Below are 25,133 nucleotides of genomic sequence, written 5' to 3'. Positions count from 1 at the left end.
CGTCTTTGGCATGTCGGTGCCATCTGAGGGCTGAGGGTAGTTCATTCCACATTACAAACAGGAGACGGAGAGATGCGCATCGCGCAGGTTGCCCCGCTGACGGAGGCTGTTCCCCCCAAGCTCTACGGCGGCACCGAACGGGTCGTGCACTGGCTGACCGAAGAACTTGTAACACTTGGACATGACGTGACGTTGTTCGCCAGTGGCGATTCTCAAACCTCCGCGAAGCTCGATGCGACCTGGCCGAAGGCACTGCGGCTCGACGGCTCGGTCCGCGATCCCAATGCGCTCCACATGGTGATGCTGGAACGCGTGCGGCAGAAGGCCGACGACGAGGAGTTCGACTTCCTGCACTGCCATCTCGACTATTATCCGTGGTCGCTGTTCGCGCGGCAGCCGACGCCGTTCGTCACCACGTTGCACGGACGGCTCGACCTGCCGGAGCATCAGCCGGTCTTCAACACCTTCTCCAAGATTCCGGTGATCTCGATCTCCAACGCGCAGCGGCGGCCGGTGCCGCAGGCGCATTGGGTGCGCACAATCCATCACGGCCTGCCGGAGAATCTGCTGATGCCGCAACCGGCGAAGCCGTCCTACCTCGCGGTGCTCGGCCGCATCGCGCCGGAGAAAGGCGTCGATCGCGCGATCAAGATCGCCACCCGCTGCGGCATTCCGCTGAAGATCGCGGCCAAGGTCGATCGTGCCGACCAGGAATATTACGATGAGTTGATCAAGCCGCTGATCACCAGCAATCCGCTGGTCGAGTTCATCGGCGAGATCAGCGACCGCGAGAAGCCGGATTTTCTCAGCGGCGCGATCGGGCTCCTGGTTCCGATCGACTGGCCGGAGCCGTTCGGCCTCGTGATGATCGAAGCGATGGCCTGCGGCACGCCCGTCATCGCCTATAACCGCGGCTCGGTGCCGGAGATCATCGAGGATGGCCTGACCGGCTTCATCGTCGAGGACGAGATCAGTGCGATCTCTTCCGTCGGCCGCCTCGGAACGCTCAATCGCGACGCGATCCGCAAGCAGTTCGAGACCCGCTTCACCGCGCGGCGCATGGCGCTCGACTATCTCGCCGCCTTCCGCAGCCTGATGGAAGCCGAGCCGCGCTTCAAGCTGGTGGCCAGCGCGGAGTAGCAGTTGCAGCGGCCGATCGAATGATCCGGCGGGCCGGCCGGCACCATCCGTGCCGGTCCGTCGGGTCATTCGATTGTCAATAATACCGCCGTGTGCGGCGGCAACTCTCAGACAGCCAAACAATCCGCATGCGCGCGTCGCGCGATTGCTGCGACGCACCAGCGATGACGCGTTTCCCCATGAGTTCGGCTGATATCGCCTTTGCGAATGCCGAATTACGTGCTCTTATGCGCCCCGCTTGAGCAAAAAATAATAAGCGAGCGGACGGAGCAACCGTGCCGTGATCGCGCAGGGGGAACGCCATGACAGGGGACCGCAAGCCGTCGGCCATTAATAATGCCGCAGCGACCAAAGCCTCACCAAAGAAGCTGAACCGCCGCAAATTCCTCGCCAAAACCGGCGGCGTGCTGGCGGCAGGCGCGTTCGGCGCCGTTCCGCTGCGCGGCTGGGCGGCCGATCCGATCAACATCGGCGCGCTCTATCCGACCACCGGCAGCATGGCGCAGATCGGCGTCGGCTGCGTGGCTGCGGCCAAGCTCGCGGTCGACATGGTCAACGAGGCCGGCGGCATCAAGTCGCTCGGCGGCGCCAAGCTCAACCTCATCGTCTCGGACGTGCAGAGCGACACCACGGTGACGCGCACCGAAACCGACCGCCTGATCACCGGCAACAAGCTGTCGGCGATCCATGGCTGCTATGCCAGCGCGCTGACCTTGATCGCGAGCGAAGTCTGCGAACGGGCAAAGGTTCCGATCATCACCGGATCGAGCTCAGATCAGCTCAACAAGGGGCGCACCTACACCTTCACGCCGTTCGCGCGCGCTTCGCAATTCGCCAAGGCACAGCTGCAGATGGCCAAGCTGGTCAGCGAGCAGGCCAAGGTCGCCGTGATTTTCGAGAACACCGCGTTCGGCACCTCGACCTCGAACGGGCTGAAGGAGCTCGCGTCGGGCGAAGGCGTCGAGATCGTGATGTTCGAGCCCTACTCGGCCGGCTTCACCGACGCGAGCCCGCTGATCAACAAGGTCAAGGCCTCCGGCGCCAACACGCTGTTCTCACTGTCCTATCTCAACGACCTCATCCTGATCGTGCGCACCGTGAAGCAGGTCGGACTCAACATCGCGATCAACGGCGGCTCCGGCGGCTTCGTGATGCCGGACTTCTACAAGAATGTCGGCAATGCCGCCGAGGGCCTGCAGGGTGTCGCGCACTGGAACCACGACGTCAGCGAAGACGCGCAGAAGGTGAATGTCGAATTCAAGAAACGCACCGGCGAGTTCGCGTTCGAATATGCCGGCGGCCTGGTCGCGCAGACCTTCATGCTGGCCGACGCGCTGGAGCGCGCCGCCTCCGCCGATCCCAAGAAGGTGCGCGAGGCGCTCTCGACGCTCGACGTCTCCTCGGGGTTTGCCGCGATGGCGCCGGGCGGCAAGGTGAAGTTCGGGCCGGACGGCAAGAACGTCTACGGCCGCCCGGTCGGCGTGCAGTGGCAGAACACCGATCTCGTCAGCGTCTTCCCGAAGGAAGACGCCCGCGCCCCGCTGATGAAGACCTGAGCCGCGGTCGCATCGCATGTGGGAGACACTGGCCCAGGCCGTGATCAACGGCCTGCTCATCGGCGGCATCTACGCGCTTGTCAGCATCGGCGTCACGCTGATCTTCGGCGTGGTCAAGATCGTCAACTTCGCCCAGGGCGAGTTCGTGATGATCGGGATGTATATCTCGTTCTTCCTCGCCACCCAGTTCGGCATCGATCCGCTGGTCTCGCTCGTGGTGTCGATGCCGGTGCTGTTCCTCGCCGGCGTCCTGATCCAGCATTTTCTGATCCGCAGGGTGCTGGGGCCGAACGACATGCCGCAAATCTTCCTGACCTTCGCGCTGTCGCTGTTGCTGCTCAATCTCTCGCTGATGTTGTTCAGCGCCAACTACCGCACCGTCCACACGTCCTATTCGGATGCGGCGTGGCACATCGGCGGGCTGTACATACCGGTGGCGAAACTGATCGCCTTCGCGGTCGCGATGGCGCTGAGCGGGCTGCTGTGGGTATTCCTGCACACCACCGATCTCGGCCGCGCCATGCGCGCCGCATCGCAGAACCGCGACGTCGCGATGCTGATGGGGATCAATCCGAACCGCGTGTTCGCGGTGGCGTTCGGCACTGCGCTGGCGCTCGCGGGCGCCGCCGGCTCGCTGCTGATGCCGTTCTATTCGGCCTATCCATTCGTCGGCCAGGTGTTCGTGCTGATGGCGTTCGTCGCCGTCGTGATGGGCACGCTCGGCAATGTGATGGGCGCGCTGATCGCAAGTCTGATGATGGGCGTCGCGGAATCGCTCGGCATCCAGTTCGTCGGCGCCGATTCCGGCCTGATCGTGGTGTTCGCGATGCTGCTGCTGACGCTTGCCTTCAGGCCGAGCGGGCTCGGCGCCAGGAGGGGCCGGTGATGCAGGCGTCCAGCAACATGAAATGGCTGTGGCTCGCGATCGGGGCCGTCGTCATGCTCGCCTTGCCGCAGCTCGTCACCTCGTCGTTCGCGATCGACATCTTCATCCGCATCCTGCTGTTCTCCTTCATCGGCGTCGCCTGGAACCTGATGGGCGGCTACGCCAAGCAGCTGTCGCTCGGGCACGCCGCCTATTTCGGGCTCGGCGCCTACACCTCGACCATCATGCAGGTGAACTACGGCATCTCGCCCTGGATCGGGATGATCGCGGGCGGCGTGGTCGCGATGCTCGCAAGCCTGCCGATCGGCTGGCTCTGCTTCCGCCTGCGCGGCCCCTACTTCACCATCGCCACCATCGCGACCGCCCAGGTGCTGATGCTGATCTTCCTCAAGTTCCGCGACTTTGCCTGGGGCGCCGAGGGCACCACGATCCCGAACCTCGGCAGCGCGCCGTTGATGATGCAGTTCGAGGAGAAGTCGTCTTACTATTACGTCGTGCTCGGCCTGCTCGTGGTCGGGCTGTGGATCACCCACAGAATCGAGAAATCCTGGATCGGGTACTATCTCGTCGCGATCGGCGAGGATGAGGACGCGGCCGAAGCGGTCGGAGTCAACGCGCCGAAGGTCAAGCGCGACATCTACATGATCAGCGCGTTCCTGACCGCACTCGCGGGGACGTTCTACACGCAGTACATCTACTTCATCGATCCGGCGACCGCGTTCAGCTTCAATGTCTCGATCGAGGCGGCGCTGGTGTCGATTGTCGGCGGCATCGGCACGCTGTGGGGACCGGTGATCGGCACCGTGCTGCTGGAGACCACGTCGGCGCTGCTGCAGAGCTGGCTCGGAAGCTCGGTGGGCGGCATCCAGCTCACGGTCTACAGCCTGATCCTGATGGCTGTGATCCTGTGGCGGCCGACCGGGCTGATCGGGTTCGCGACCGATATCTATCACCGCACCGCCCGGCGCAAGCCGGCGCGTGCCTGAGGTCGTCGCGATGGCAGAAGCACTGGTCATCAAGGGTCTCAGCAAGCGCTTCGGCGGCCTGCGCGCCGTGCAGGACGTCAGCTTCACAGTGCAGGAGAACGAGACGGTCGCGCTGATCGGGCCGAACGGCGCCGGCAAGACCACGAGCTTTCACCTGATCACCGGATTTCACCGGCCGGATTCCGGCTCGGTGGTCGCCTTCGGCCACGAGGTCGTGGGGCTCAGGCCGCACGATGTCTGCGCGCTCGGCCTTGCCCGCACCTTCCAGGTGGCCAAGCCGTTCGGCGCGATGACCGTGCTCGCCAATGTGATGACCGGCGCGTTCCTGCGCGACCGCCATATCGCGGCCGCGCGCAACAAGGCGCGCGAGGCGATCGAGTTTGTCGGCCTCGGCGCCAAAGAGCAGACGCCGGCCAAGGACCTCACCACCATCGACCAGCGCCGGCTGGAAATGGCCCGCGCGCTGGCAACGCAGCCCAGGATTCTGCTGCTCGATGAGGTGATGGCCGGACTCAACCCGGCCGAGATCGACCAGGCGGTCGCGCTGGTGAAGAAGCTCTCCGCCAGCGGCCTGACCATCGTGATCGTCGAGCATGTGATGCGCGCGATCATGGCGGTGGCCCGCCACATCGTGGTGCTCGACCACGGCCAGAAGATCGCCGAGGGCGCGCCGAAGGAGATCGTGGAGAATCCGGAAGTGATCCGCGCCTATCTCGGCTCCTACGTGCATCCGCCGGCGCCAGGAGACGCCCATGCTTGAGCTCTCCCGTATCAGCGCCAGCTACGGCTCGGTCCCCGCCATCACCGATGTCAGCATCTCCATTGGCGAAGGCGAGGCCGTCGGCCTGCTCGGGGCCAACGGCGCCGGCAAGAGCACGACGCTGCGCGCCGTCTCCGGCCTCGTCAAACTGTTCGCCGGCAAGGTCACCTTCGACGGCGTCGACCTCGCGACGCTGCCGCCCTACCGGATTCCCGAGCTCGGCATCGCACACGTCCCGGAGGGCCGTCAGGTGTTCCCGGAGATGACGGTGCAGGAGAATCTCGAGATCGGCGCCTATACGCCGAAAGCCAAGGCCGATCGCGCCCGCACGATGGAGCTCGTCTACAGCATCTTCCCACGGCTCGCCGACCGCAGGAAGCAGCTCGCCGGCACCATGAGCGGCGGCGAGCAGCAGATGGTCGCGGTCGGCCGCGGGCTGATGTTGAAGCCGCGCCTCTTGATGCTCGACGAGCCGTCGCTCGGCCTCGCCCCCGTGATGACCGACGTCACCTTCGAGAAGATCGGTGAAATCCACAAGATGGGCACCGCGATCCTGCTGGTCGAGCAGAATGTCAGCCGCGCGCTGTCGCTGGTGCAGCGCGCCTATGTGCTGGAGAGCGGCAACGTGATCATGCAGGGCTCGAGCGCGGAGCTCGCGGGCAACAAGCAGGTGCAGGCGGCATATCTCGGGATTTGAGGCATCGTCCGCCAACCCGTCATCCTGGGGAGCGCGAAGCGCGTCTCGAAGGATGCACGGCCACCAGCCGGGCCGTCGACCCTTCGAGACGCCGCTACGCGGCTCCTCAGGGTGACGGTTATCCGTTCTTCGTGTTTTGCTAGGTCACCACCGTCCGCTTCGGCTCGACGATCTCGAACATCCGCGGGAATTCGTCCATCAGCGCCATCAATTCGCCGAGCCGCAGCGGATCGCCCGACACCTTGATCTTGCCGGCGCCGACCGCGTCCGGGAACGTGGTCAGCTTGGCAATGACCTCGTCCAGCACACTGCGCGCCAGCGTGAAGCTGGCATGGGCATCGGTGGCCTGCGCGCCCTTGACATAGGTCAGCGCCGAATTCTCGAGGTTGAGCACGAAGGTCTCGTCCGTATCGGTAAAACTCCAGTTCAGCACGATGCGCTTGCCTTCGGCTTTCGGACCGTTGAGGCGGATGCCGAGCACATCCCAGAGCTGCTCGGTACGCAGCGCAGCCAGCGTCTCGCGCGGCATCGGCGAGCGCGGCGGCGTCTTCGGCATGCCCTGCCGCAGCTCCTGGGCGCCGAACAGATAGGCGTTGCGCCAGGTCGAGCTCTCGGCGGCATAGCCGAGCTGCTCGAACGTGTCGGCCAGCAATGCACGCGCCGCCTGGTTGTCGGGCTCGGCGAACACGAGATGGCTGACGGCCTGCGCCACGAAGCGGAATTCGCCCTTGGCGAAATCCGCCGCAGCGCGCTTCAGGATCGCATCGGCACCGCCCATATATTCGACATACTTCTTGCCGGCCGCAACCGGAGGCAAAGCATCGAGATTGACCGGATTGGCGTCGTACCAGCCGAGATACTTCTGGTAGATCGCTTTCACATTGTGCCTGATATGGCCGTAATAGCCGCGGCCGTGCCAGGCGCCCTCCAGACTCTGCGGCAGCCGGATCGTCTCGGCGATCTCGGCCGCGTTGAGCCCGTGGTTCATCAGACGGATGGTCTGGTCATGGGCGTATTTGTAGAGGTCGCGCTGCTCGCGGATCATGCTGTCGATCCGCGCCTGCCCCCACACCGGCCAGTGGTGCTGGCCGCACATCGCTTCCGCCTTGCCGCCCCACATCTGCAGCGCCTCGCCGAGATATTTCGACCACGCCAGCGCATCGCGCACATCGGCGCCGCGGAACGGCAGCAGATTGTGGAAATTATGCGTGCAGTTCTCCGCGAGATTCAACAGCTTGTAGCGCGGAATGAAGAAATGCATCTCCGCCGGCGCTTCGCTGTTCGGCGCCATCTGGAATTCGAACTCGACGCCGTCGATCACGCGCCTGTCGCCGGTCGCGATGATCAGATCGGTCGGCCGCAGCAGCGCGACGCCGCCCGCCGCCATGGTCTTGCCGAGGCCGCAATCAACGTGGCCGCGCACGCCCTTGGCGAGGAACGGCCCGAACTGGTATTGCGCACGGCGCAGCATCGCCGGCCCCGCGATGATGTTCTCGGAGACCGCGTGCTCCATGAAGAAGTTCGGCGCGAGGATCGGCACGCCCGCCGCCAGCATGGCGTCGTCGAGCACACCGCGCGCACCGCCCCAATGGTCGGTGTGGGTATGCGTGAAGATCACGGCGGCGACCGGCCGCTTGCCGCGATGCCGGAAGTACAATTCCATCGCGGCGCGCGCGCCCTCGATCGAGGTCAGCGTGTCGACCACGATGATGCCCTTGTCGCCCTCGATCAGCGTCATGTTGGCGATGTCCAGGCCGCGCACCTGGTAGACGCCTGGCACCACCTCGAACAGGCCGTGATGCATATTGAGCCGCGACTGCCGCCACAGGCTTGGATCGACGGTCGCGGGCGCCTTCTCCTCCGACAGGAATCCGTAAGGCTCCAGACTCCAGACCACCCTGCCCTGGGCCGAGGTGACGCGTGCGTTCTCGATGGTGCCGAGAAAGCCGCGCGCGGCGTCGTCGAAGTCCCTGGTGTCGGCGAAGGGCAGCGCCTTCAGCGTCGCCGCGTGCTGGGCGATGACCGGCGCGGACGCCGCCTTCGGTGCTTCGTGCGACGCTTCACCTGCGGTTGGCTGGGTCATTACTCAAGCACTCCTCGTTTGGCGAACATCAGTTTCGATCGCGCTTCCGTCAGCGGAATTGCACGCCCTCGAACTGGCCGCTGCGGCGCCAGCCGTCGATATATTTGAAGTAGGCCAGCGCGCCCGAGGGATGCCCGACATTGAGCTTGGCCGCGGGACCGGGCTCACGGCCCTCATTGTTGTAGTAGCCGGGCGTGCAATCCGGCCCGCCGATCATCCGGCCGACGCCGGTCAACAGCAGTTCGACCCAGCGATCCTCGGCTTCCTTGCTGACTTCGATTTCCTTGAAGCCGTTGTCCTGCGCATGGCCGACCATCAGCGCGATGGTGCGCGCCGCTTCGGTCAGGTTGTGCGGCACATTGGAGATCAGATTGGCGCCCTGGGTCGGCTGCACGAAGAACACGTTGGGGAAGCCGTGCACGTGGATGCCGTGCTTGGTGCGCATGCCCTCGGCCCAATGCTCCGACAGCTTGACGCCATCGCGGCCGGTGAGATCGAAGCCCGCGCGCCGCTTGTACTCGGTACCGACCTCGAATCCCGACGCATAGATGATGCAATCGAGCTGATATTCCTTGCCCGCGACGACGATCCCGTTCTCGGTGATCTCCTCGACGCCCTTGCCGTCGGTATCGACCAGATGGGTGCCAGGGGCGTTGAACGCCTGAAGATAGGCGTCGTGGAAGCACGGCCGCTTGCAGAGCTGGCCGTACCAGGCCTTGAGGTTCTTGGCGGTGTCGGCATCGCGGACGATGGTGTCGATCCGGTTGCGGATTTCCTCCATCTTCTCGAAGTCGGAATCCTCGAACGCCGCCCGCATGTTTTCCACGCTTCGCTGCTCGCGCGGCAGCAGCATGATCTTGGCGCGGATCCGCTTCGACAGGTCGGTCCAGCCGTCCTGCACCAGATCCTCCTCGGCCGATCCGCCGGCCTGGTTGGCAGTGAAATTCTCCAGCCAGCGCTGTTGCCAGCCCGGGGTCGCGATCTCGGCGAACCAGTCCGGATCGATCGGCCCGTTGCCGCGCACGTCGACCGACGACGGCGTGCGCTGGAATACGTAGAGCTCCTTGCAGGCGCGCGCGAGGTGCGGAATGCATTGCACCGAGGTCGCGCCGGTGCCGATGATGCCGACGCGCTTGTCGGCAAGCCTCTCCATCAGCACGCCCTTGGGATCGCCGCCGGTATAGTCGTAATCCCAGCGGCTGGTGTGGAACGAGTGGCCCTTGAAGCGCTCGATGCCGGGAATGCCGGGCAGCTTCGGCACGTGCAGCGGGCCAGTGCCGATGCCGACATATTGCGCGGTGAAGGCGTCGCCGCGCGTGGTGCGGATGATCCAGCGCGATCGCGCGGCGTCCCAATCGAGGCTCGTCACCTCGGTGTGGAACAGTGCGTTGTCGTAGAGATTGAACTGCCGGCCGATCCGCTGGCAATGCGCGAGGATCTCGGGCGCATGCGCGTATTTCTCGGACGGCATGTGGCCGGTCTCTTCGAGCAGCGGCATGTAGACCATCGACGCCGTGTCGCATTGCGCGCCGGGATATCGGTTCCAGTACCAGGTGCCGCCGAAATCGCCGCCCTTCTCGACAATGCGGACGTCCTTGATGCCGACCTCGGTCAGCCGCGCCGCGGTGGCGAGCCCGGCGAAGCCGCCGCCGATAAAGGCGAAGGTGACGTGATCGGTCTTCGGCGCGCGCTCAGCGACCGGCGTGTAGGGATCGTCGAGATAATGCGCGAGCTGGCCCTTGATCTGGAGATACTGGTCATTGCCATCGGGACGCAGCCGCTTGTTGCGCTCCTCCTGATACTTCAGGCGCAGCCGCTCCTTGTCGATCGCGGATGGTTTTGCGTCTCGGGCTTGCTCGGTCATCGTCATCGGAAGGCGCCTCGCTCCACCGGTTCCTTGTCCTTATTCCTTGCAGATAAACCGATATCGACACGATTTGCAAATTCATTCCGATATATTGACAAATCCGGCCACCTGAGACCAATATTCCGTATGACAGCATCTTCCCCTGCCGAGGTTCAGGCAGATCCGTCCTTCGCCACCACCCTGGCGCATGGGCTCGACGTGCTGACGGCGTTCCGCCGTCATCCCGGCTCGCTGTCGAATGCCGAACTCGCGTTGCATACCGGCCTGTCGCGGCCGACGGTGTCGCGGCTGACCTACACGCTCGAGCAGCTCGGCTATCTCAGGCGCGACACCAAGGGTCGCTTCGTGCTCGGGCTGGGCGCGCTCGCCGCCGCCTATCCTGTGTTGTCCGCGCTGAAGGTGCGTCAGCTGGCACGTCCGCTGATGCGCGACTTCGCGACCTATGCCGGCGGCACGGTGTCGATCGCGATGCCGTTCGGGATCGACTTCATCTATGTCGAGACGCTGCGCACGACGGATACGGCGCCGCATGTGCCCGACGTCGGCTTTGTCAGCACGCTGGCGCCGACCGCGGTCGGGCGCGCGCTGCTGTCGCTGTTCACCGAGGACGAGCTCGGCGCCTATGTCGCGCGCGTCAAGGCCGAGCGCCCCGACGAGTTCGATTACGTGCAGAAGCGCACCTTGCCCGATGTGGAATTGTGCCGCGAGCGCGGCTTTGCCGTCTCGCTCGGCGAATGGCGGCGCGAGATCTTCGGCGTCGCCGCCCCGCTCTATCGCACACCGAGCGGCGAATGCCTGTCGGTCAATTGCGGCGTCCCCTCCTTCCGCTTCAGCGCCGAGCAGATCGAGCGCGAATGCGGTCCGCGCATCCTCGGACTCGCCCGCAGCATCCGCGCGCTGGTGGAGGAAGGCTAACGGGCGAACCGGCGGCACGGGCTGCATCACCTCATTGCGAACCGACGACGGCCGCGGTCGTACTAGTCATGCGATGCCGGCCCGCTGTCGCGGTAGGCCCACAGGCATTCGCGCGGCAACGCGACCTGTGCCTCGACGCCGACCTGATGGCGCGCGGCGGTGCCGAGCTCGATCGCTTCCAGCCGTTTGCCGAACAGCTCGATGCCGTAGGCGGTCTGGGTGCCCTGATATCTGCGGTCGAGCACCTTTGCCGCGAACGTGTTGGCGCCGTCGGGGCGGCCGATCGCGATGTTCTCGGGCCGCAGCGCGATCCGCACTTTCTCGTCGGGATTAAGCGTCTGGCACAGCGTGACCTCGCCTTGCCGGCCGTCACCGAAATCGACCACGCCATAGCGGCCGTCGCATGTGACGAGCCTGCCCGCGAGCTCGTTGGTGGCGCCGGTGAAATTGGCGACGAACAGATCGGCCGGACGATTGTAGATCATGTCGGGCGTGTCCATCTGCAACAGCTTGCCGTCGCGCATCACGCCGATCCGGTCGCCAAGCACGACCGCCTCGGCCTGGTCATGGGTGACGTAGAGCGCGGTCATGCCGGTCTGCTTGAGGATGACGCGAAGGTCGTCCCGCAGCCGCAGGCGCAGTTTGGCATCGAGGTTCGACAACGGCTCGTCGAGCAGCAACAGTTGCGGCCGGTATACCATGCTGCGCGCCAGCGCGACGCGCTGCATCTGGCCGCCCGACAATGCCACCACCGGCCGGTCGGCATAGTCGGACAGTCCGACCAGCGCCAGCGCCTCCTCGACCATGCGGGCGGCATCGGTGCGCCCGATCTTGCGGTGCTTCAGCGGATAGATCACGTTCTGGCGCACCGTCATATGCGGCCACACCGCATAGGACTGGAACACCATGCCGAGATCGCGCGAACGCGGCGGCACGAGGATGCCGCTTGCCGGCGACGAGACCACCCGCCCGGAAATGCTGATCTCGCCACCGGTCGGATGCTCGAGCCCGGCGACGCAGCGCAGCGTCGTGGTCTTGCCGCAGCCGGACGGCCCCAGCAGCACCACGATCTCGCCGGCCGGCACGCCAAAGCTGACGCCGTCGATGGCCGGACGGCCGATCGAAAACTGCTTCCTGAGATCGGTGACTTCGAGCGTCGCCGTCATCGCCGCACCATCAGCCTATTGCCGGTAGCCAAACGTCTTGTCCCAGTCCGCGACCCACGCCGCATGCAGCTTCACATACTCGTCGAACTTCGGATACCAGAGCTTGACCACCTTTGGATCGAACCCCTCCGGATATGCCGGCGGCGCCTTCAGGGATGTGAGGTTGCCGAGCTCCTTGATCATGAAGGTCTGTCCTTCCTTGGACAGGCACCAGTTCAGGAACAGCTTTGCTGCGTTGGGGCGAGCCGCCGTCTTCGGAATCCCGGTCGCGTAGGGGTTGACCGGAGCACCTTCAGGCGGAAAGAAGATCTCGATCGGCGCGCCGTCCTTCTTCTTTTGGTAGATCACGTTGTAGAGCAGCGGCGCGATCGCGATCTCGCCGCGCACCAGCGCATCGGCCGTCGGCGCGCCGGAGGGATACAGCACCGGATGGGTCGCCGCCTGCCTGGCCCAGTAGTCCTCGCCGAGCACCTGGCGCTCGAACATGATCCGCGTCCAGGTGGTGCCGCCGGACTGCGCGAACACCTGCCCGATCAACTTGTCATATTGCGGCTTGGTCAGGTCCATCCAGGATTTCGGCGGGTCCTTCACCAGCTCGGTGTTGTAGGCGATCGACCAGGCGATCGTCGCGCGCGGCCAGTATTTCGGCGAGATCAGCGCGTGCGGATCGTAATCGGCCGCGTTCGGCGGCGCGTAATCCTGGAACAGGTCTTCCAGCGGCTGCATCAGCGCGCGGTCGGAATGGTCGACGACATCGGCGATCAGCTTGCCGGCCGCGGCCTCCGTCTTGACGCGGGTGATCAACTGGCCGCCGGGCGCGCGGACCATCTCGACCTTGATCTCGGGAAAGCGCTTGTTGAAGGCCTTGATCACCTGCTGCTCGATCTCGGCGAAGTTCGCGGTGTAAAAGACGAGCTTGCCTTCGGACTTGGCCGCCGCGATCAACTCCGCCGAGCCGAACTCCTGCGCCTGTGCAGCAGGCACCAATGCAAGCGCCGCCACGCTTGCCAAGGCCAGTGTGGTGAAGGTTCGTCTATCCATCGCAATCCTCCCCTTATTCGTTGTTATCCGGTCCGCGCCACGTTGCCCTGCGCCGATCCGCGCGACAGCCAGTTGGCGCCGCCGATCAGGACACCGAGCAGCACCGTCTGCACCAGGCTGAAGGCCGCGGTCTTGCCGATATTGCCGCCCTCGTAATAGTCGAGCAGCAGCACCGACATCACCATGGTGTTGCTGGTGTAGAGAAACAGCGACGAGCCGAGCTCGCGGATCGCCAGCACGAACAGCAGCGTCATCGACGCCAGCACGCCCGGCCGCGCCAGCGGCAGAACGATGGTCCTGATGGTGCCGAGCACGCCCTTGCCGCAGACCCAGGCGGCCTCCTCGAGCTCGCGGTGGATTTGCAGGAACGAGGTCGACAGCGCCTTCACGGTGTCCGGCATGAAGCGCGCAATGAAGGCCAGCGCGAGAATCCAGATCGTGCCGTAGAGCCCGCCCGGCACGCCGATCCAGGCCCAGAGATAGGCGACGCCCACCACCAGCCCGGGGATCGCGACCGGCAGGGTCGAGATCAGGTCGATGGCGCCGCGCCCGCTGACGCGGGTGCGATGGATGGTGTAGCCGATCGCAAAGGCGAGCGCGCCGCCGACCACAGCCGTGATGACGCCGACCTCGACCGCATTGTAGATCGACCGCATCGTCAACGGATTGTCGAAGATGCTCTCGAAATGCGTCAGCGAATATTGCCGCATGTCGAACAGGCTCGCGACGTCGCGGATGAACATGAACTTGCGGAACGCCGCGACGATCAGCGCCAGCGACGGCAGCACCACGACGATGAGGAGGTAGACGATCCCGATCGCGAAGGTGAGCCAGCGCCACGGCCCGAGATCGAGGCTGCGCGGCCGGAACGCCTTGCCCGCGACGGTGGTATAGCTGCGCCCGCTCAGCAATTTCTGCTGCAGATAGACCAGCAGCCCCGTGACCACCATCAGGATGATCGCGACCGCCGCCGCGGTGTTGTAAAGCGGCGGCGACCAGTTGGTGAGCTTGAAGATGTAGGTGGTGAGCACGTTCAGGTTGGTCGGCGCGCCGAGCACGGCCGGGATGCCGTAGATGCCGAGCATCACGATGAACGACAGCAGCATGCCCGAGACGATTGCCGGCATGATCAGCGGGAACGTCACCGTGAACAGGGTCGCGACCGGGCTCGCGCCGGAGATTTCCGCGGCCTCCTCCAGGCTCGGGTCCATGTTGCGCAGCGCCGACGAGGTGAACATGTAGACGTACGGCGCATAGTAGATGCCGAACACGAACACCAGGCCCCACATCGAGTAGAGATCGACGCGCAGGTCGGAGCCCATCCACTTGAACATCGTGTTGATCAAGCCGGTCTTCGGCGAACCGAGAATAGCCCAGGCCACGCCCGCGACCAGCGGCGGCGCGAACAGCGGCAGGATGCTGGCCGCGGCGATGAAGCCCTTGAATGGCGTGTTGGTGCGCACCACGATCCAGGAAAACAGGAGCCCGATCGCGACCGCGATCACCGTGCCGCCGCCGCAGGCAATCAGCGTGTTGAGCAGCGCTTCGGCGACATTCGGATTGGCCAGCACGGCGAGGAAATTGGCGATCGACAAATGGCTCAGGCTGAGACGGATGCCGTCGACCACCGGATTGGTGTCGGTGAGCGCGCCGAGCAGCAGCATCAAGACGGGATAGATGACCAGGAAGGTCAGGATCGCCAGCAAGGCCGCGACCCAGAGGCCGGTGAACGCGCGGCGGCGAGTTCCCTCGCTGGCGCTTCGCATAGCTTCGCTGCGCCGGTCGGCCTGTCCGTGCAATGCGCGTTCCCTCTTGCGGCCCGATCTGACGCCGGGCCTGCTTGTATACCAAGGGTAGTCGATCGCGACTGTGACGCAAGCTATCCGAAAGTCGCTTCGGCGCGATTCTGTGACGCACCGCGGGAACACGAAATCGATTGATCGCGCTCGCACGCTGCATCCACCGCCGTCGTCCCGGCAAAGGCCGGACCCATACTCCGCGGCGGATGTCTTGAACGGGACTCGTCGTTTCAGCATTGCCCGACAAGCAGCATCGGTGGTTATTGGTCCCGGCCCGCGCCGGGACGAGGATGTGGGTGGGGCGCAATTCGAGATGTCAAAACAGCCACTCGGTGTCATCACCCGCGAAAGCGAAAGCGGGTGATCCAGTATTCCAGAGACGCCAGTGCTTGAGCCGATGGGCCGCGGCGTAATGGATCGCCCGGTCGAGCCGGGCGATGACAGATGTGGATGGGAACGCAGTTGCGTCGCCACAGGCTGCCGGAACGCCGGCCCGGAACGATCCGGGCCGGCGTCGGCATTCTAGGCAAGGTAATTGCCTTCGAGCGCCGGCATGATGTCGAGCACTTCGAAGTAATGGTCCCAGAACCTCGTCTCGCGCAGGTGGTCGCAGAACCACGCCCAGGCCGAGAGGTCATCGGTCTCGCAGATCATGACGTCGGTCGCCCTGGTCGAGAAGGCCTCCGGCTCGAACCAGCGTACCTTCAGCTCCGGACGGCGCCGGAGCAAAGGAATGACCTCCTCATGCAGGAAGGCGAGGCGCTGCTCGGTCTTCAGATCGAGCCAGTGCCGCGTGGTCTTGACCATGACGAAGATATGAAACCTGTGCGGATCGTCCTCGTGTTCGGGAAGCACGGGGGACGAGGTCGTTTGCAGTGTCACCATTGATCGGTTCTCCTTTCACGGCCATAATGTGAGCAATTGCTCATATTCCACAACTCGCGTTTTGGGAGACGCCCTCATGCCGGCGAAGCGGCGTACAAAAGCCCGGAAACAGCCGCTTCAGCAGCGTTCGCGGGAAACCGTGGCGGTGATTCTGGAAGCGGCGGCTCGCGTTTTGGAGGCGCGCGGGCTCGAGGGCTACAACACCAACGCGGTGGCCGAGCGCGGCGGGATCAGCGTCGGATCGGTGTACCAGTACTTCCCCAACAAGGACGCGCTGACGCTGGCATTGATCGGCAGGTTCGAGGACGCGTTGCTGGCGAAAGTCCGGGATGCGGTCGCGGCATCCGAGGGCAAGAGCCTGACGGCGTCGCTCAACCTGATCGTTCGGGCCCAGTTCGAGGCACATGCCGAGCGGGCCGGGCTCAATCGCATTCTGGAGGCCGAGGAGGATCGGCTGCGCCCGGCGTCATCGGGCGCGTCAGCGGCCGGCGAACTGAAGGAACTGATCGCCGCCCTGCTGGCCCGGCATCGTCGTGAGATCGCAAGGCCAGTCGATCATGACGCCGTCGAGGATTTGATCGTGATCAGCCGCGCCATGGTCGACCACGCGCTTCAAAACGACCTCTCGCAGGCTTCGGCCAGCCGCCGGGTGCTGCGCGCCATCGAGGGATATCTGTTCTGTCCGCGGCGGGACTTTTGACGCTTCCGGCTAGGCCGCTTCGCATACGCATCATGCAATGCCGCGGCTGGGGAACGGGATGCCGGCGTAGTACATGGCGGTCCCGGAGACATTTTCAGGCATGCTCGAGAAGACCCCGACCACCGCGGCAGCGATCACCGACGGACTGCCAGATGGGTTGCCCTGGGAGCGGCGACGCTGGGCGGTGGCCGCGATCTTCACGGCGCTGGCGATGGCCTCGCTCGATACCGCGATCGCCAATATCGCGCTGCCGGCGATCGCGAGCGATCTGCATGTCAGCCCTGCGGAAGTGGTCTGGGTCGTCAACGTCTATCAGATCGCGCTGGTCGCGACGCTGCTGCCGCTCGGCGCGCTCGGCGAGATCGTCGGCCATCAGCGAATCTATCTCGGCGGCCTGCTGCTGTTCACATTGGCGTCACTCGGCTGTGCGCTGGCGTGGTCGCTGCCGAGCCTGCTGGTTGCGCGCACCCTGCAAGGGCTCGGCGCCAGCGGCCTGATGAGCGTCAACACCGCGCTGGTGCGCTTCGTCTATCCGAGCCGGATGCACGGCCGCGGCTTCGGCCACAATGCGCTGGTGGTCGCGACCGCCTTTACGCTGGGGCCGACCATCGCCTCCGGAATCCTCGCGCTCGGCCCATGGCCCTGGCTGTTCGCCGTCAACATTCCCTTCGGCGTCGTCGCGTTGCTGATCGGCATGAAGACGCTGCCGACGACGCCGCGCGCCACCCACGCTTTCGATTTCACCGGCGCAGCGCTGGCCTGCGCCTGTCTCGGCCTCTTCATCATCGGCATCGGCAGCGCCGCGCACAAGGCTGCGCCAGCGCTTGTCATCGCCGAGCTGGTCGGCGCGCTGGTGATCGGCTGGATCCTGACCCGGCGGCATGCCGATCATCCGGCGCCGATGCTGCCGATCGACCTGTTCCGGCGGCCAATCTTCGCGCTGTCCGCCGCGACCGCCGTCTGCTCATTCGCTGTGCAGGGCCTCGCCTTCGTATCGCTGCCGTTCTACTTCGAGGACATATTGCACCGCTCGCAGGTCGAGACCGGCTTCTTCATGACGCCCTGGCCGCTGGTGGTCGCCTTCATGGCGCCGATCGGCGGCCGGCTGTCGGACCGCTATCCGGCCGGCATCCTCGGCGGCATCGGCATGCTGCTGCTCGGACTTGGCATGGTGCTGCTCGCGACCCTGCCGGCCGAGCCCAGCGTTGCCAACATCGTCTGGCGCACGATGATCTGCGGCATCGGCTTCGGCTTCTTCCAGACCCCGAACATGAAAGCGATCATGTCGAGCGCGCCGTCGCATCGCAGCGGCAGCGCCAGTGGCATCGTCGCGACCGCGCGGCTGACCGGGCAGACCACCGGCGCCGCCCTCGCCGCGCTCTGCTTCGCGCTGGCCGATCGTGAGGGCGCGACCGTGGCGCTGGCGCTGGGTGCCGGATTTGCCGCGCTCGGCAGCGTCATGAGCTTCCTGCGCCTCGCGGTCGCTTCGCCACAAAAGTCATGACAGGTATGCGGCGCGCACAGTCCGCGGCCAAACACCACAGCATCAACTTTCTTTCGCGCTGCGAGCGCATTTTCTTGATTTGAACCGTTCCAGTTTCAAGGTCAACATCGCCCCGCAGTCCGGTCGGAGGATCGGACCATTCAGGGGATCGCGATGGCAAACCTCAAAATCAACGGCAAGACAATCACAGTAGACGTCGAGGACGACACGCCACTGTTGTGGGCTATCAGAGAGAACGTCGGACTGACAGGGACCAAATACGGCTGCGGCATCGCCCAATGCGGCGCCTGCACCGTGCATATCGACGGCGTCGCGATGCGCTCCTGCGGCGTGACGGTGAGCGAGGCAGCCGGCAAGGAGATCACCACGATCGAGGGTCTCGCGGCGGGCGGCGTGATGCACAAGGTGCAGCTCGCCTGGATCGCCAGCGACGTGCCGCAATGCGGCTATTGCCAGAGCGGCATGATCATGGCCGTCGCGGCGCTCTTGAAGGACAATCCGAAGCCGACCGACGACGACATCAACGACGCCATCACCAATATCTGCCGCTGCGGCACCTTCCAGCAGGTGCGCGAGGCGATCCATGCTGCCGCGAACGCATAAGGACGCCGCGATGAACCAGCACATCATGCCAAAACTGAATCGCCGCGCCTTCGTGATCGGCACCGCAACCGCCGGCGCCGGCCTCGCGCTCGGCCTCGACCTGCCGTTCGGCGGCCCCGCCGTGGTGCGCGCGGCCGACGGCGCGCCTGAAGTCAACGCTTGGGTCGTGATCCGGCCCGACGACACCGTGGTGATCCGCATCGCCCGCTCCGAAATGGGCCAGGGCACGCTGACCGGCCTCGCCCAGCTCGTCGCTGAAGAACTGGAATGCGACTGGTCGAAGGTCACGACAGAATATCCGACGCCCGGCCAGAGCGTCGCCCGCAAGCGCGCCTGGGGCGATTTCTCGACCGGTGGCAGCCGCGGCATCCGCACCTCGCAGGACTATGTCCGCAAGGGCGGCGCCACCGCGCGCGTGATGCTGATCCAGGCGGCAGCCAACGAGTGGAAGGTGCCGGCCTCGGAATGCAAGGCCGCCAACGGCGTCATCACCCACACGCCCTCGGGCAAGACGACGACCTACGGCAAGGTCGCGGAAGCCGCAGCCAAGCTCGAGCCGCCGGCCGACGTCAAGCTGAAGGACCCGAAGGACTGGACTATCGCCGGCAAGGGCCTGAAGCGGCTCGACACCGTCGACAAGACCACCGGCAAGATGGTCTACGGCATCGACGTCAAGCTGCCGGGCATGCTGAATGCCGCGATCAAGGATTGCCCGGTATTCGGCGGCAAGGTGAAGAGCTTTGACGAAGCCAAGATCGCCGGCATGAAGGGCGTCAGGAAGGTGGTGCAGGTCGGCGACAGCGCCGTTGCCGTCGTCGCCGACACCTGGTGGCACGCCAAGACCGCGCTGGATGCGCTGCCGATCGTCTGGGACGAAGGCCCCAACGCCAAGGTCTCCAGCGAGACGATCGCGACATGGCTCGCCGAAGGTCTCGACAATGCGCAGCCGGCCTACATCGGCAACCAGAACGGCGATGCCAAGGCGGCGATCGCTGCTGCTGCCAAGAAGGTCGAGGCGGTCTACAACTATCCTTACCAGAACCACGCCACGATGGAGCCGATGAACGCAACCGTGCTCTACACGCCTGACAAATGCGAGGTGTGGTGCGGCACGCAGAATGGCGAGGCGGCCTTCGCCGCGGCGCTCGAGGCCTCCGGCCTGCCGGCGGAGAAGGTCGACGTGCACAAGCTGATGCTTGGCGGCGGCTTCGGCCGGCGCGGCATGACCGACTATGTGCGGCAGGCGGTGGCGATCGCCAAGCAGATGCCGGGCACGCCGATCAAGCTGTTGTGGTCGCGCGAAGAGGACATGCAGCACGGCAAGTATCACCCGATCACGCAGTGCAAGCTGACCGGCGCGTTCGATGCCGACAACAATTTGGTCGCGCTGCATTACCGGCTGTCGGGCCAATCCATCCTGTTCTCGGTGCGCCCGGAAGCATTGCAGAACGGCATGGACCCCGCCGCGTTCCAGGGCGTCGCGCAAGCCGGCGAGGCCGCGATCGGCTACTCGGTACCGAACCTGCTGGTCGAGCATTCGATGCGCAACCCGCACGTCCCGCCGGGCTTCTGGCGCGGCGTCAACGTCAATCACAACGCGATCTACATGGAATGCTTCATGGACGAGCTGGCGCTATCCGTCGGCCAGGACCCACTCGAATTCCGCCGCAAGCTGATGGGCAAGCACCCCAAGCATCTCGCTGTGCTCAACGCCGTGGCCGAGAAGATCGGCTGGGGCACGCCGGCACCGCAGGGCGTCTATCGCGGCATCGCGCAGGTGATGGGCTATGGCAGCTATGTTGCCGGCGCCGCCGAGATCTCGGTGACCGACGGCAGCAAGATCAAGGTGCATCGCATCGTCGCCTCCACCGACCCCGGCTATGTCGTCAATCCGGCGCAGGTGGAACGGCAGATCGCGGGCTCCTTCGTCTACGGCCTCAGCGCGCTGTTCTACGGCGGCTGCACCGTGAAGGACGGCCGCATCGAGCAGACCAATTTCGACACCTACAACTCGATGCGCATCAACGAGATGCCGAAGGTGGAAGCGGTGATGGTACCGAGCGGCGGGTTCTGGGGCGGCGTCGGCGAGCCGACCATCGGCGTCGCGGCACCGGCGGTGCTGAACGCCTATTTCGCCGCGACGGGCAAGCGCATCCGCAGCTTCCCGCTGCGCAACCAGAACATCAGCTTCGCCTGATCAAACCCGAAGCGGCGGCCGCAACCGGCCGCCGCTTCCTTTTTTCGGATTCTCGTGCATGGCCGTCACGCGTCATCAGACGCGCAGGGATGTGATCCGTGGCGCCGCTGCCGTCGCAGCGGCCGCCCTGGCGCGTCCGGCGCTGGCGCAGGCGGCGCCGCGCATCGCGGTGATCGGCGGCGGCTTCGGCGGCGCGGCCTGCGCGCGGGCGCTGCGGCGGCTCGACACAAAGCTCCAGGTCACGCTGATCGAGCCGAACAGGACTTTCACCGCCTGCCCGTTCAGCAACGAGGTGATCGCGGGTCTGCGCGAGCTTGCCGCGCAGCAATTCACCTATGACAAGGTTGCGGCCGACGGCATCACGGTCGCCGCGCAGGCGGCGACGAAGGTCGATGCCCAGGCGCGCAGCATCGCGCTCGCTGACGGGACAACGCTGTCCTATGACCGGCTGGTGCTGGCCCCCGGCATCGACATGCGCTTCGACGCCCTCTCCGGCTATGACGAGGCGGCGGCCGAAAAGATGCCGCACGCCTGGAAGGCCGGCGAGCAAACCATGCTGCTGCGCAGGCAGCTTGAAGCCATGGACGATGGCGGCCTCGTCGTGATCGCGGTGCCGGCTGCGCCGCTGCGCTGTCCGCCCGCGCCTTACGAGCGCGCCAGCCTGATCGCGCATTATCTGAGGGCGAACAAGCCGAAGTCGAAAATCCTGGTGCTCGACGCCAAGGACAATTACTCGCAGCAGAAGCTGTTCGAGAAGGCCTGGACGGAGCTCTATCCCGGCATGATCGAACGGATTGCGCTGTCGCAGGGCGGACGAGTGACGTCGGTCGATCCGGCGACCAACGAGATCGTCACCGACTTCGGCAACTACGCCGCCGCGGTCGCCAATGTGATCCCGCCGCAAAGAGCCGGCCGCATTGCCGCGATCGCGGGCGCCGCGGACCACACCGGTTGGTGCCCGATCGATCCCGTTACCTTTGCTTCAAAGCTCGTTCCCAACATCCACGTCATCGGTGATGCCGCGATCGCCGGCGGCATCCCGAAATCCGCCTCCGCCGCGGCGGCCCAAGGCCGCGCCTGCGCGGCCGCGATCGTCAACTCCCTGGCGGCCAAGGCGCCGGAGACGCCGCGGCTCGATGGCGCCTGCTACAACACGGTCGCTCCCGGCTACGCCTTCTCGCTGAAGGGCATCTATCAGCCCAAGGAAGATCAGTACGCCGAGGCCGAGGTCACCACGAGCCCGGTCGACGCGCCGCGCGAGGCGCGCCAGCAAGAAGCTGACCAAGCGTTCGGCTGGTTCAAGAGGATCACGGGAGAGGCCTTTGGCTAGCCTCACCCGCACAATGCTTCTCGCCGCCGGACTGTTCGCCGCCTGCTGGCCCGCAAACGCCGAGGAGCTACGGCCCTACACCGTCGCGGGCGATACGATTCCAGCCTCGCTGACGGGAACCAAGGGCGATGTCGCGCGCGGCCGCGCGCTGATCGTCGAGCGTTCCTCCACTTGCATCCTCTGTCACAGCGGCCCATTTCCCGAGCAGGCGTTCCAGGGCGACCTTGCGCCAAACCTCGCCGGCAGCGGCAGCCGCTGGTCGGAGGGACAGTTGCGGCTCCGCCTGGTCGATGCGTCGCATCTCAATGCGGCGACGATCATGCCGTCCTACTATCGCGTCGACGGGCTCGCGCGGGTCGGCACCTCATGGCGCGGCAAGCCGATCCTGTCGGCGGAGCAGATCGAGGATATCGTGGCGTATCTGGTCACGCTAAGGAACTAGGACAAGCGATGGCGAATTCCGATAACACCACACGCCGCACATTCCTGACTCTCACTGGCGGCGCCGCCGCGCTGGTGATCGTGCACCCGGCCGACGCAACGCCGGCGATGCTGTCGGCCGCGATCCGCAATGTCGTCGGCGAGGCCAATGTGCATACCGGCAAGGTCAAGCTCGACATCCCGCCGCTGGTCGAGAACGGCAACACGGTGCCGATGACGGTCAGCGTCACGAGCCCGATGACGGCGGACGAGTATGTGAAGAGCATCCATGTCTTCAACGAGAAGAACCCGCAGCCGAACATCGGTAATTTCTATCTCGGACCGCGCGCTGGACGCGCCCAGGTGTCAACCCGCATCCGCCTCGCTGACAGCCAGAAGGTCACCGCCATAGCGCGGCTCTCCGACGACACGTTCTGGTCGGCCACCGCCGACGTCGTGGTGACGCTCGCCGCCTGCACCGAGGAGGCGATCTGATGCCCTCGGCCCTGATCAATGTTCCGGCCAAGGCCAAGCGCGGCAGTATCATCGAGATCAAGACGCTGATGTCGCATATCATGGAGACCGGCTATCGCCACACCGCTTCGGGCAACGTGGTGCCGCGCGACATCATCACGAGCTTCACTTGCCGCTTCAACGGCGAGGAGGTGTTCCGTGCCGATCTTTATCCTGCGATCGCGGCCAATCCGTTCATCGCCTTCTTCACCACGGTGACCGAGAGCGGCAAGTTCGAATTCGAGTGGATCGGCGACAAGGGATTTTCGGAGACCGCGCAGGCTTCGATCACGGTCGAATGAGGATTGCGGTCTGCATCGCGCTGCTGACGGCGATGGCGGGCGCGGCCCTCGCGACCGAGATCCCGCTGGTCCAGCGCCGCTCGGGCTACAGTTTCATGAGCCCGGACAGCAAGGTGATGCAGGACGAGGACACCGCCAATCCCGGCATGCTGTCCGTGCTCGACGGCGAGGCGCTGTGGACGCGCAAGGCCGGCAGCGCAAACATGGCCTGCGCCGACTGCCACAACGACGCGAGCGCCAGCATGAAGGGTGTCGCGGCGCACTATCCGGCCTTCGACAAGGCGCTGCAAAAGCCGGTCGACCTCGAGGGACGGATCAACCTCTGCCGGGCCAACCACCAGCAGGCCTCGCCCTTCGCCTATGAAAGCCGCGAGCTGCTGGCGCTGACCGCCTATGTCGCACGGCAATCGCGCGGCATGCCGATTACGGCCGGCGACGATCCGGAGCTCGCGCCGTTCGTCGAGCATGGCCACGCGTTGTTCATGCAACGGCAGGGCCAGCTCAATCTCGGCTGCACCAACTGCCACGATGATAACTGGGACAAGAAGCTCGCGGGCAGCGCGATCACGCAAGGCCAGCCGACCGGCTATCCGCTGTACCGGCTGGAATGGCAGGCGCTCGGATCGCTGCAGCGGCGGCTGCGCGCGTGCATCACCGGCATCCGCGCGCAGGCCTATGATTATGGTTCGCCCGAGCTGGTCGAGCTCGAGCTCTATCTGATGACGCGGGCGCGCGGCATGCCGGTCGAGACGCCGGCGGTCAGGCCCTAGCGCCAACCCTCATGGTGAGGAGCGCGAAAGCGCGTCTCGAACCATGAGGCCCCAGTCGGGCCTCGCCCTTCGAGACGCTTGCTGCGCAAGCTCCTCAGGGTGAGGAGACGGAGTTACTGCGTAGCGGTCAGCGCTCGGCGAACGCCTTCTCGACCACGAACTGCGCGGGCTCGCCGTGATTGCCTTCGACGAAGCCGCGGCCGTTCAGCAGCGTGCGGGTATCGGCGACCAGCGCGGGCGAGCCGCAGATCATGACGCGGTCATGCGCGGCATCGAGCGCCGGCAGGCCGATGTCGGTGAACAGCTTGCCCGAGGTGATGAGGTCGGTGATGCGGCCGCGGTTGCGGAACGGATCGCGCGTCACGGTCGGGTAGTAGATCAGCTGGTCGCGCACCAATTCGCCGATCAGTTCGTCCTGCGGCAGCTTCTCGGTGATCATCTCGCCATAGGCGAGCTCCTTGACGCGGCGGCAGCCGTGCAGCAGCACGACCTTCTCGAAGCGGTCGTAGGTCTCGGGATCCTTGATCACGCTGAGGAACGGCGCGAGGCCGGTGCCGGTGCCGACCAGATAGAGGTTGCGGCCGTCCTCGAGGTTGTCGATGACCAGCGTGCCGGTCGCCTTGCGGCTGACAATGATCTCGTCGCCTTCCTTGAGGTGCTGGAGGCGCGAGGTCAGCGGGCCGTCCGGAACCTTGATCGAGAAGAACTCCAGCGTGTCCTCGTAATTCGCGCTGGCGACGCTGTAGGCCCGCAGCAGCGGCTTCTCGCCGACCTTGAGCCCGATCATGGTGAACTCGCCGTTGCGGAAGCGGAACGACGGATTGCGCGTGGTTTTGAAGGAGAACAGCGTATCGGTCCAGTGGTGAACGCTGAGGACGCTTTCCTGGTTGAAATTGCTCATCGTCAGTTTCCTTGACGCGCGGGCCGGATTGGCGGCAAAATCATTTGTACACGATCGTTCGTATACAAATGAATAATCCAGCTTGATCCGGCCGTCAAGCCACGGGCACAAT

Annotated in this window: 23 protein-coding genes; 16 read left to right on the top strand and 7 right to left on the bottom strand. The window is 65.2% G+C overall.

Annotation, left to right across the window (positions count from 1 at the left end; all coding sequences use genetic code 11):
• Positions 1–72 precede the first annotated feature (72 nt).
• The 6 genes from XI02_RS14545 to XI02_RS14520 all read left to right on the top strand — a co-directional run bounded on the left by XI02_RS14545 (position 73) and on the right by XI02_RS14520 (position 6,025).
• A complete protein-coding gene (locus XI02_RS14545) occupies positions 73–1,140 on the top strand; it encodes a glycosyltransferase family 4 protein (RefSeq protein WP_016846511.1) in 1,068 nt (355 codons plus the stop codon).
• A gap of 302 nt (positions 1,141–1,442) precedes the next feature.
• Positions 1,443–2,696 (top strand): ABC transporter substrate-binding protein, encoded by a 1,254-nt coding sequence (locus XI02_RS14540; RefSeq protein WP_016846510.1) that lies wholly within the window; start codon positions 1,443–1,445, stop codon positions 2,694–2,696.
• A gap of 16 nt (positions 2,697–2,712) precedes the next feature.
• Positions 2,713–3,582: a branched-chain amino acid ABC transporter permease gene (locus tag XI02_RS14535; protein ID WP_018270455.1), complete on the top strand. Its 870-nt coding sequence runs from the start codon at positions 2,713–2,715 to the stop codon at positions 3,580–3,582.
• Entirely contained in the window at positions 3,582–4,568 is a 987-nt protein-coding gene (locus tag XI02_RS14530) for a branched-chain amino acid ABC transporter permease (protein WP_172648275.1), read from the top strand. Before XI02_RS14535 ends, XI02_RS14530 begins: the two co-directional genes overlap by 1 nt.
• Before the next feature lie 10 nt (positions 4,569–4,578).
• Positions 4,579–5,328 carry an ABC transporter ATP-binding protein gene (locus tag XI02_RS14525; protein WP_197971320.1) on the top strand — a complete coding sequence of 250 codons (750 nt, stop codon included), beginning with the start codon at positions 4,579–4,581 and terminating at the stop codon, positions 5,326–5,328.
• Positions 5,321–6,025, top strand: coding sequence for an ABC transporter ATP-binding protein (locus XI02_RS14520; RefSeq protein WP_172648277.1), 705 nt, complete (start codon positions 5,321–5,323; stop codon positions 6,023–6,025). The genes XI02_RS14525 and XI02_RS14520 overlap by 8 nt, the downstream gene beginning before the upstream one ends.
• 139 nt (positions 6,026–6,164) lie before the next feature.
• Here XI02_RS14520 and XI02_RS14515 read toward each other — a convergent pair whose 3' ends face one another.
• Positions 6,165–8,108, bottom strand: a complete 1,944-nt coding sequence (locus XI02_RS14515; RefSeq protein ID WP_172648278.1) for an alkyl/aryl-sulfatase — start codon at positions 8,106–8,108, stop codon at positions 6,165–6,167.
• A gap of 49 nt (positions 8,109–8,157) precedes the next feature.
• The gene (locus XI02_RS14510) at positions 8,158–9,978 is read right to left on the bottom strand and encodes an NAD(P)/FAD-dependent oxidoreductase (RefSeq protein ID WP_081334530.1); all 1,821 of its coding nucleotides are present in this window, start codon (positions 9,976–9,978) and stop codon (positions 8,158–8,160) included.
• Between the two features lie 123 nt (positions 9,979–10,101).
• Here XI02_RS14510 and XI02_RS14505 point away from each other — a divergent pair, with 123 nt between their 5' ends.
• Positions 10,102–10,890, top strand: a complete 789-nt coding sequence (locus XI02_RS14505) for an IclR family transcriptional regulator (RefSeq protein ID WP_172648279.1) — start codon at positions 10,102–10,104, stop codon at positions 10,888–10,890.
• A 62-nt stretch (positions 10,891–10,952) separates the two neighbouring features.
• Here the strand turns inward: XI02_RS14505 and XI02_RS14500 are convergent, their stop codons facing one another.
• From XI02_RS14500 to XI02_RS14485, 4 genes are all read right to left on the bottom strand, one after another.
• Entirely contained in the window at positions 10,953–12,056 is a 1,104-nt protein-coding gene (locus tag XI02_RS14500; RefSeq protein ID WP_172648280.1) for an ABC transporter ATP-binding protein, read from the bottom strand.
• 15 nt (positions 12,057–12,071) lie between these two features.
• Positions 12,072–13,097 carry an ABC transporter substrate-binding protein gene (locus tag XI02_RS14495; protein WP_244980718.1) on the bottom strand — a complete coding sequence of 342 codons (1,026 nt, stop codon included), beginning with the start codon at positions 13,095–13,097 and terminating at the stop codon, positions 12,072–12,074.
• Positions 13,098–13,120: 23 nt separating this feature from the next.
• Positions 13,121–14,863 (bottom strand): iron ABC transporter permease, encoded by a 1,743-nt coding sequence (locus XI02_RS14490; RefSeq protein ID WP_172648281.1) that lies wholly within the window; start codon positions 14,861–14,863, stop codon positions 13,121–13,123.
• 555 nt (positions 14,864–15,418) lie between these two features.
• On the bottom strand, positions 15,419–15,781 hold the full coding sequence (locus tag XI02_RS14485; protein WP_016846500.1) for a darcynin family protein: 363 nt from the start codon (positions 15,779–15,781) through the stop codon (positions 15,419–15,421).
• A gap of 76 nt (positions 15,782–15,857) precedes the next feature.
• Here XI02_RS14485 and XI02_RS14480 point away from each other — a divergent pair, with 76 nt between their 5' ends.
• The 9 genes from XI02_RS14480 to soxA all read left to right on the top strand — a co-directional run bounded on the left by XI02_RS14480 (position 15,858) and on the right by soxA (position 24,120).
• Positions 15,858–16,481 carry a TetR/AcrR family transcriptional regulator gene (locus tag XI02_RS14480; protein ID WP_016846499.1) on the top strand — a complete coding sequence of 208 codons (624 nt, stop codon included), beginning with the start codon at positions 15,858–15,860 and terminating at the stop codon, positions 16,479–16,481.
• Between the two features lie 100 nt (positions 16,482–16,581).
• Positions 16,582–17,985, top strand: coding sequence for an MFS transporter (locus tag XI02_RS14475; RefSeq protein ID WP_172648282.1), 1,404 nt, complete (start codon positions 16,582–16,584; stop codon positions 17,983–17,985).
• A 153-nt stretch (positions 17,986–18,138) separates the two neighbouring features.
• A complete protein-coding gene (locus tag XI02_RS14470) occupies positions 18,139–18,588 on the top strand; it encodes a (2Fe-2S)-binding protein (protein ID WP_016846497.1) in 450 nt (149 codons plus the stop codon).
• 10 nt (positions 18,589–18,598) lie between these two features.
• A complete protein-coding gene (locus tag XI02_RS14465; protein ID WP_172648283.1) occupies positions 18,599–20,785 on the top strand; it encodes a xanthine dehydrogenase family protein molybdopterin-binding subunit in 2,187 nt (728 codons plus the stop codon).
• A 58-nt stretch (positions 20,786–20,843) separates the two neighbouring features.
• On the top strand, positions 20,844–22,115 hold the full coding sequence (locus XI02_RS14460; RefSeq protein ID WP_172648284.1) for an NAD(P)/FAD-dependent oxidoreductase: 1,272 nt from the start codon (positions 20,844–20,846) through the stop codon (positions 22,113–22,115).
• A 13-nt stretch (positions 22,116–22,128) separates the two neighbouring features.
• On the top strand, positions 22,129–22,557 hold the full coding sequence (soxX, locus tag XI02_RS14455; RefSeq protein WP_172649206.1) for a sulfur oxidation c-type cytochrome SoxX: 429 nt from the start codon (positions 22,129–22,131) through the stop codon (positions 22,555–22,557).
• An 8-nt stretch (positions 22,558–22,565) separates the two neighbouring features.
• On the top strand, positions 22,566–23,030 hold the full coding sequence (locus XI02_RS14450) for a SoxY-related AACIE arm protein (RefSeq protein WP_016842441.1): 465 nt from the start codon (positions 22,566–22,568) through the stop codon (positions 23,028–23,030).
• Positions 23,030–23,350, top strand: coding sequence for a thiosulfate oxidation carrier complex protein SoxZ (gene soxZ, locus XI02_RS14445; RefSeq protein WP_172648285.1), 321 nt, complete (start codon positions 23,030–23,032; stop codon positions 23,348–23,350). The genes XI02_RS14450 and soxZ overlap by 1 nt, the downstream gene beginning before the upstream one ends.
• A complete protein-coding gene (gene soxA / locus XI02_RS14440; protein ID WP_172648286.1) occupies positions 23,347–24,120 on the top strand; it encodes a sulfur oxidation c-type cytochrome SoxA in 774 nt (257 codons plus the stop codon). Before soxZ ends, soxA begins: the two co-directional genes overlap by 4 nt.
• A gap of 127 nt (positions 24,121–24,247) precedes the next feature.
• On the opposite strand, the gene XI02_RS14435 is transcribed toward soxA, so the two are convergent.
• Positions 24,248–25,021: a ferredoxin--NADP reductase gene (locus tag XI02_RS14435; protein ID WP_018270450.1), complete on the bottom strand. Its 774-nt coding sequence runs from the start codon at positions 25,019–25,021 to the stop codon at positions 24,248–24,250.
• Between the last annotated feature and the right edge of the window lie 112 nt (positions 25,022–25,133).

This window comes from Bradyrhizobium sp. CCBAU 21365, from assembly GCF_015291305.1.
In the GTDB taxonomy this organism is placed as follows: Bacteria; Pseudomonadota; Alphaproteobacteria; order Rhizobiales; family Xanthobacteraceae; genus Bradyrhizobium; species Bradyrhizobium elkanii.
The sequence above is the reverse complement of the archived record's forward strand: the minus strand, read 5'-3'. Positions and strand labels throughout refer to the sequence as shown.

Coding starts and splice junctions, on each gene's coding strand:
- XI02_RS14535 (WP_018270455.1), top strand. CDS start 2,713: ATGTGGGAGACACTGGCCCAGGCCGTGATCAACGGCCTGCTCATCGGC.
- XI02_RS14495 (WP_244980718.1), bottom strand. CDS start 13,097: ATGGATAGACGAACCTTCACCACACTGGCCTTGGCAAGCGTGGCGGCG.
- XI02_RS14460 (WP_172648284.1), top strand. CDS start 20,844: ATGGCCGTCACGCGTCATCAGACGCGCAGGGATGTGATCCGTGGCGCC.
- XI02_RS14530 (WP_172648275.1), top strand. CDS start 3,582: ATGCAGGCGTCCAGCAACATGAAATGGCTGTGGCTCGCGATCGGGGCC.
- XI02_RS14475 (WP_172648282.1), top strand. CDS start 16,582: ATGCTCGAGAAGACCCCGACCACCGCGGCAGCGATCACCGACGGACTG.
- XI02_RS14450 (WP_016842441.1), top strand. CDS start 22,566: ATGGCGAATTCCGATAACACCACACGCCGCACATTCCTGACTCTCACT.
- XI02_RS14465 (WP_172648283.1), top strand. CDS start 18,599: ATGAACCAGCACATCATGCCAAAACTGAATCGCCGCGCCTTCGTGATC.
- soxA (WP_172648286.1), top strand. CDS start 23,347: ATGAGGATTGCGGTCTGCATCGCGCTGCTGACGGCGATGGCGGGCGCG.
- XI02_RS14545 (WP_016846511.1), top strand. CDS start 73: ATGCGCATCGCGCAGGTTGCCCCGCTGACGGAGGCTGTTCCCCCCAAG.
- XI02_RS14525 (WP_197971320.1), top strand. CDS start 4,579: ATGGCAGAAGCACTGGTCATCAAGGGTCTCAGCAAGCGCTTCGGCGGC.
- XI02_RS14515 (WP_172648278.1), bottom strand. CDS start 8,108: ATGACCCAGCCAACCGCAGGTGAAGCGTCGCACGAAGCACCGAAGGCG.
- XI02_RS14485 (WP_016846500.1), bottom strand. CDS start 15,781: ATGGTGACACTGCAAACGACCTCGTCCCCCGTGCTTCCCGAACACGAG.
- XI02_RS14490 (WP_172648281.1), bottom strand. CDS start 14,863: ATGCGAAGCGCCAGCGAGGGAACTCGCCGCCGCGCGTTCACCGGCCTC.
- XI02_RS14520 (WP_172648277.1), top strand. CDS start 5,321: ATGCTTGAGCTCTCCCGTATCAGCGCCAGCTACGGCTCGGTCCCCGCC.
- XI02_RS14505 (WP_172648279.1), top strand. CDS start 10,102: ATGACAGCATCTTCCCCTGCCGAGGTTCAGGCAGATCCGTCCTTCGCC.
- XI02_RS14500 (WP_172648280.1), bottom strand. CDS start 12,056: ATGACGGCGACGCTCGAAGTCACCGATCTCAGGAAGCAGTTTTCGATC.
- XI02_RS14435 (WP_018270450.1), bottom strand. CDS start 25,021: ATGAGCAATTTCAACCAGGAAAGCGTCCTCAGCGTTCACCACTGGACC.
- soxX (WP_172649206.1), top strand. CDS start 22,129: ATGCTTCTCGCCGCCGGACTGTTCGCCGCCTGCTGGCCCGCAAACGCC.
- XI02_RS14510 (WP_081334530.1), bottom strand. CDS start 9,978: ATGACGATGACCGAGCAAGCCCGAGACGCAAAACCATCCGCGATCGAC.
- XI02_RS14480 (WP_016846499.1), top strand. CDS start 15,858: ATGCCGGCGAAGCGGCGTACAAAAGCCCGGAAACAGCCGCTTCAGCAG.
- XI02_RS14470 (WP_016846497.1), top strand. CDS start 18,139: ATGGCAAACCTCAAAATCAACGGCAAGACAATCACAGTAGACGTCGAG.
- soxZ (WP_172648285.1), top strand. CDS start 23,030: ATGCCCTCGGCCCTGATCAATGTTCCGGCCAAGGCCAAGCGCGGCAGT.
- XI02_RS14540 (WP_016846510.1), top strand. CDS start 1,443: ATGACAGGGGACCGCAAGCCGTCGGCCATTAATAATGCCGCAGCGACC.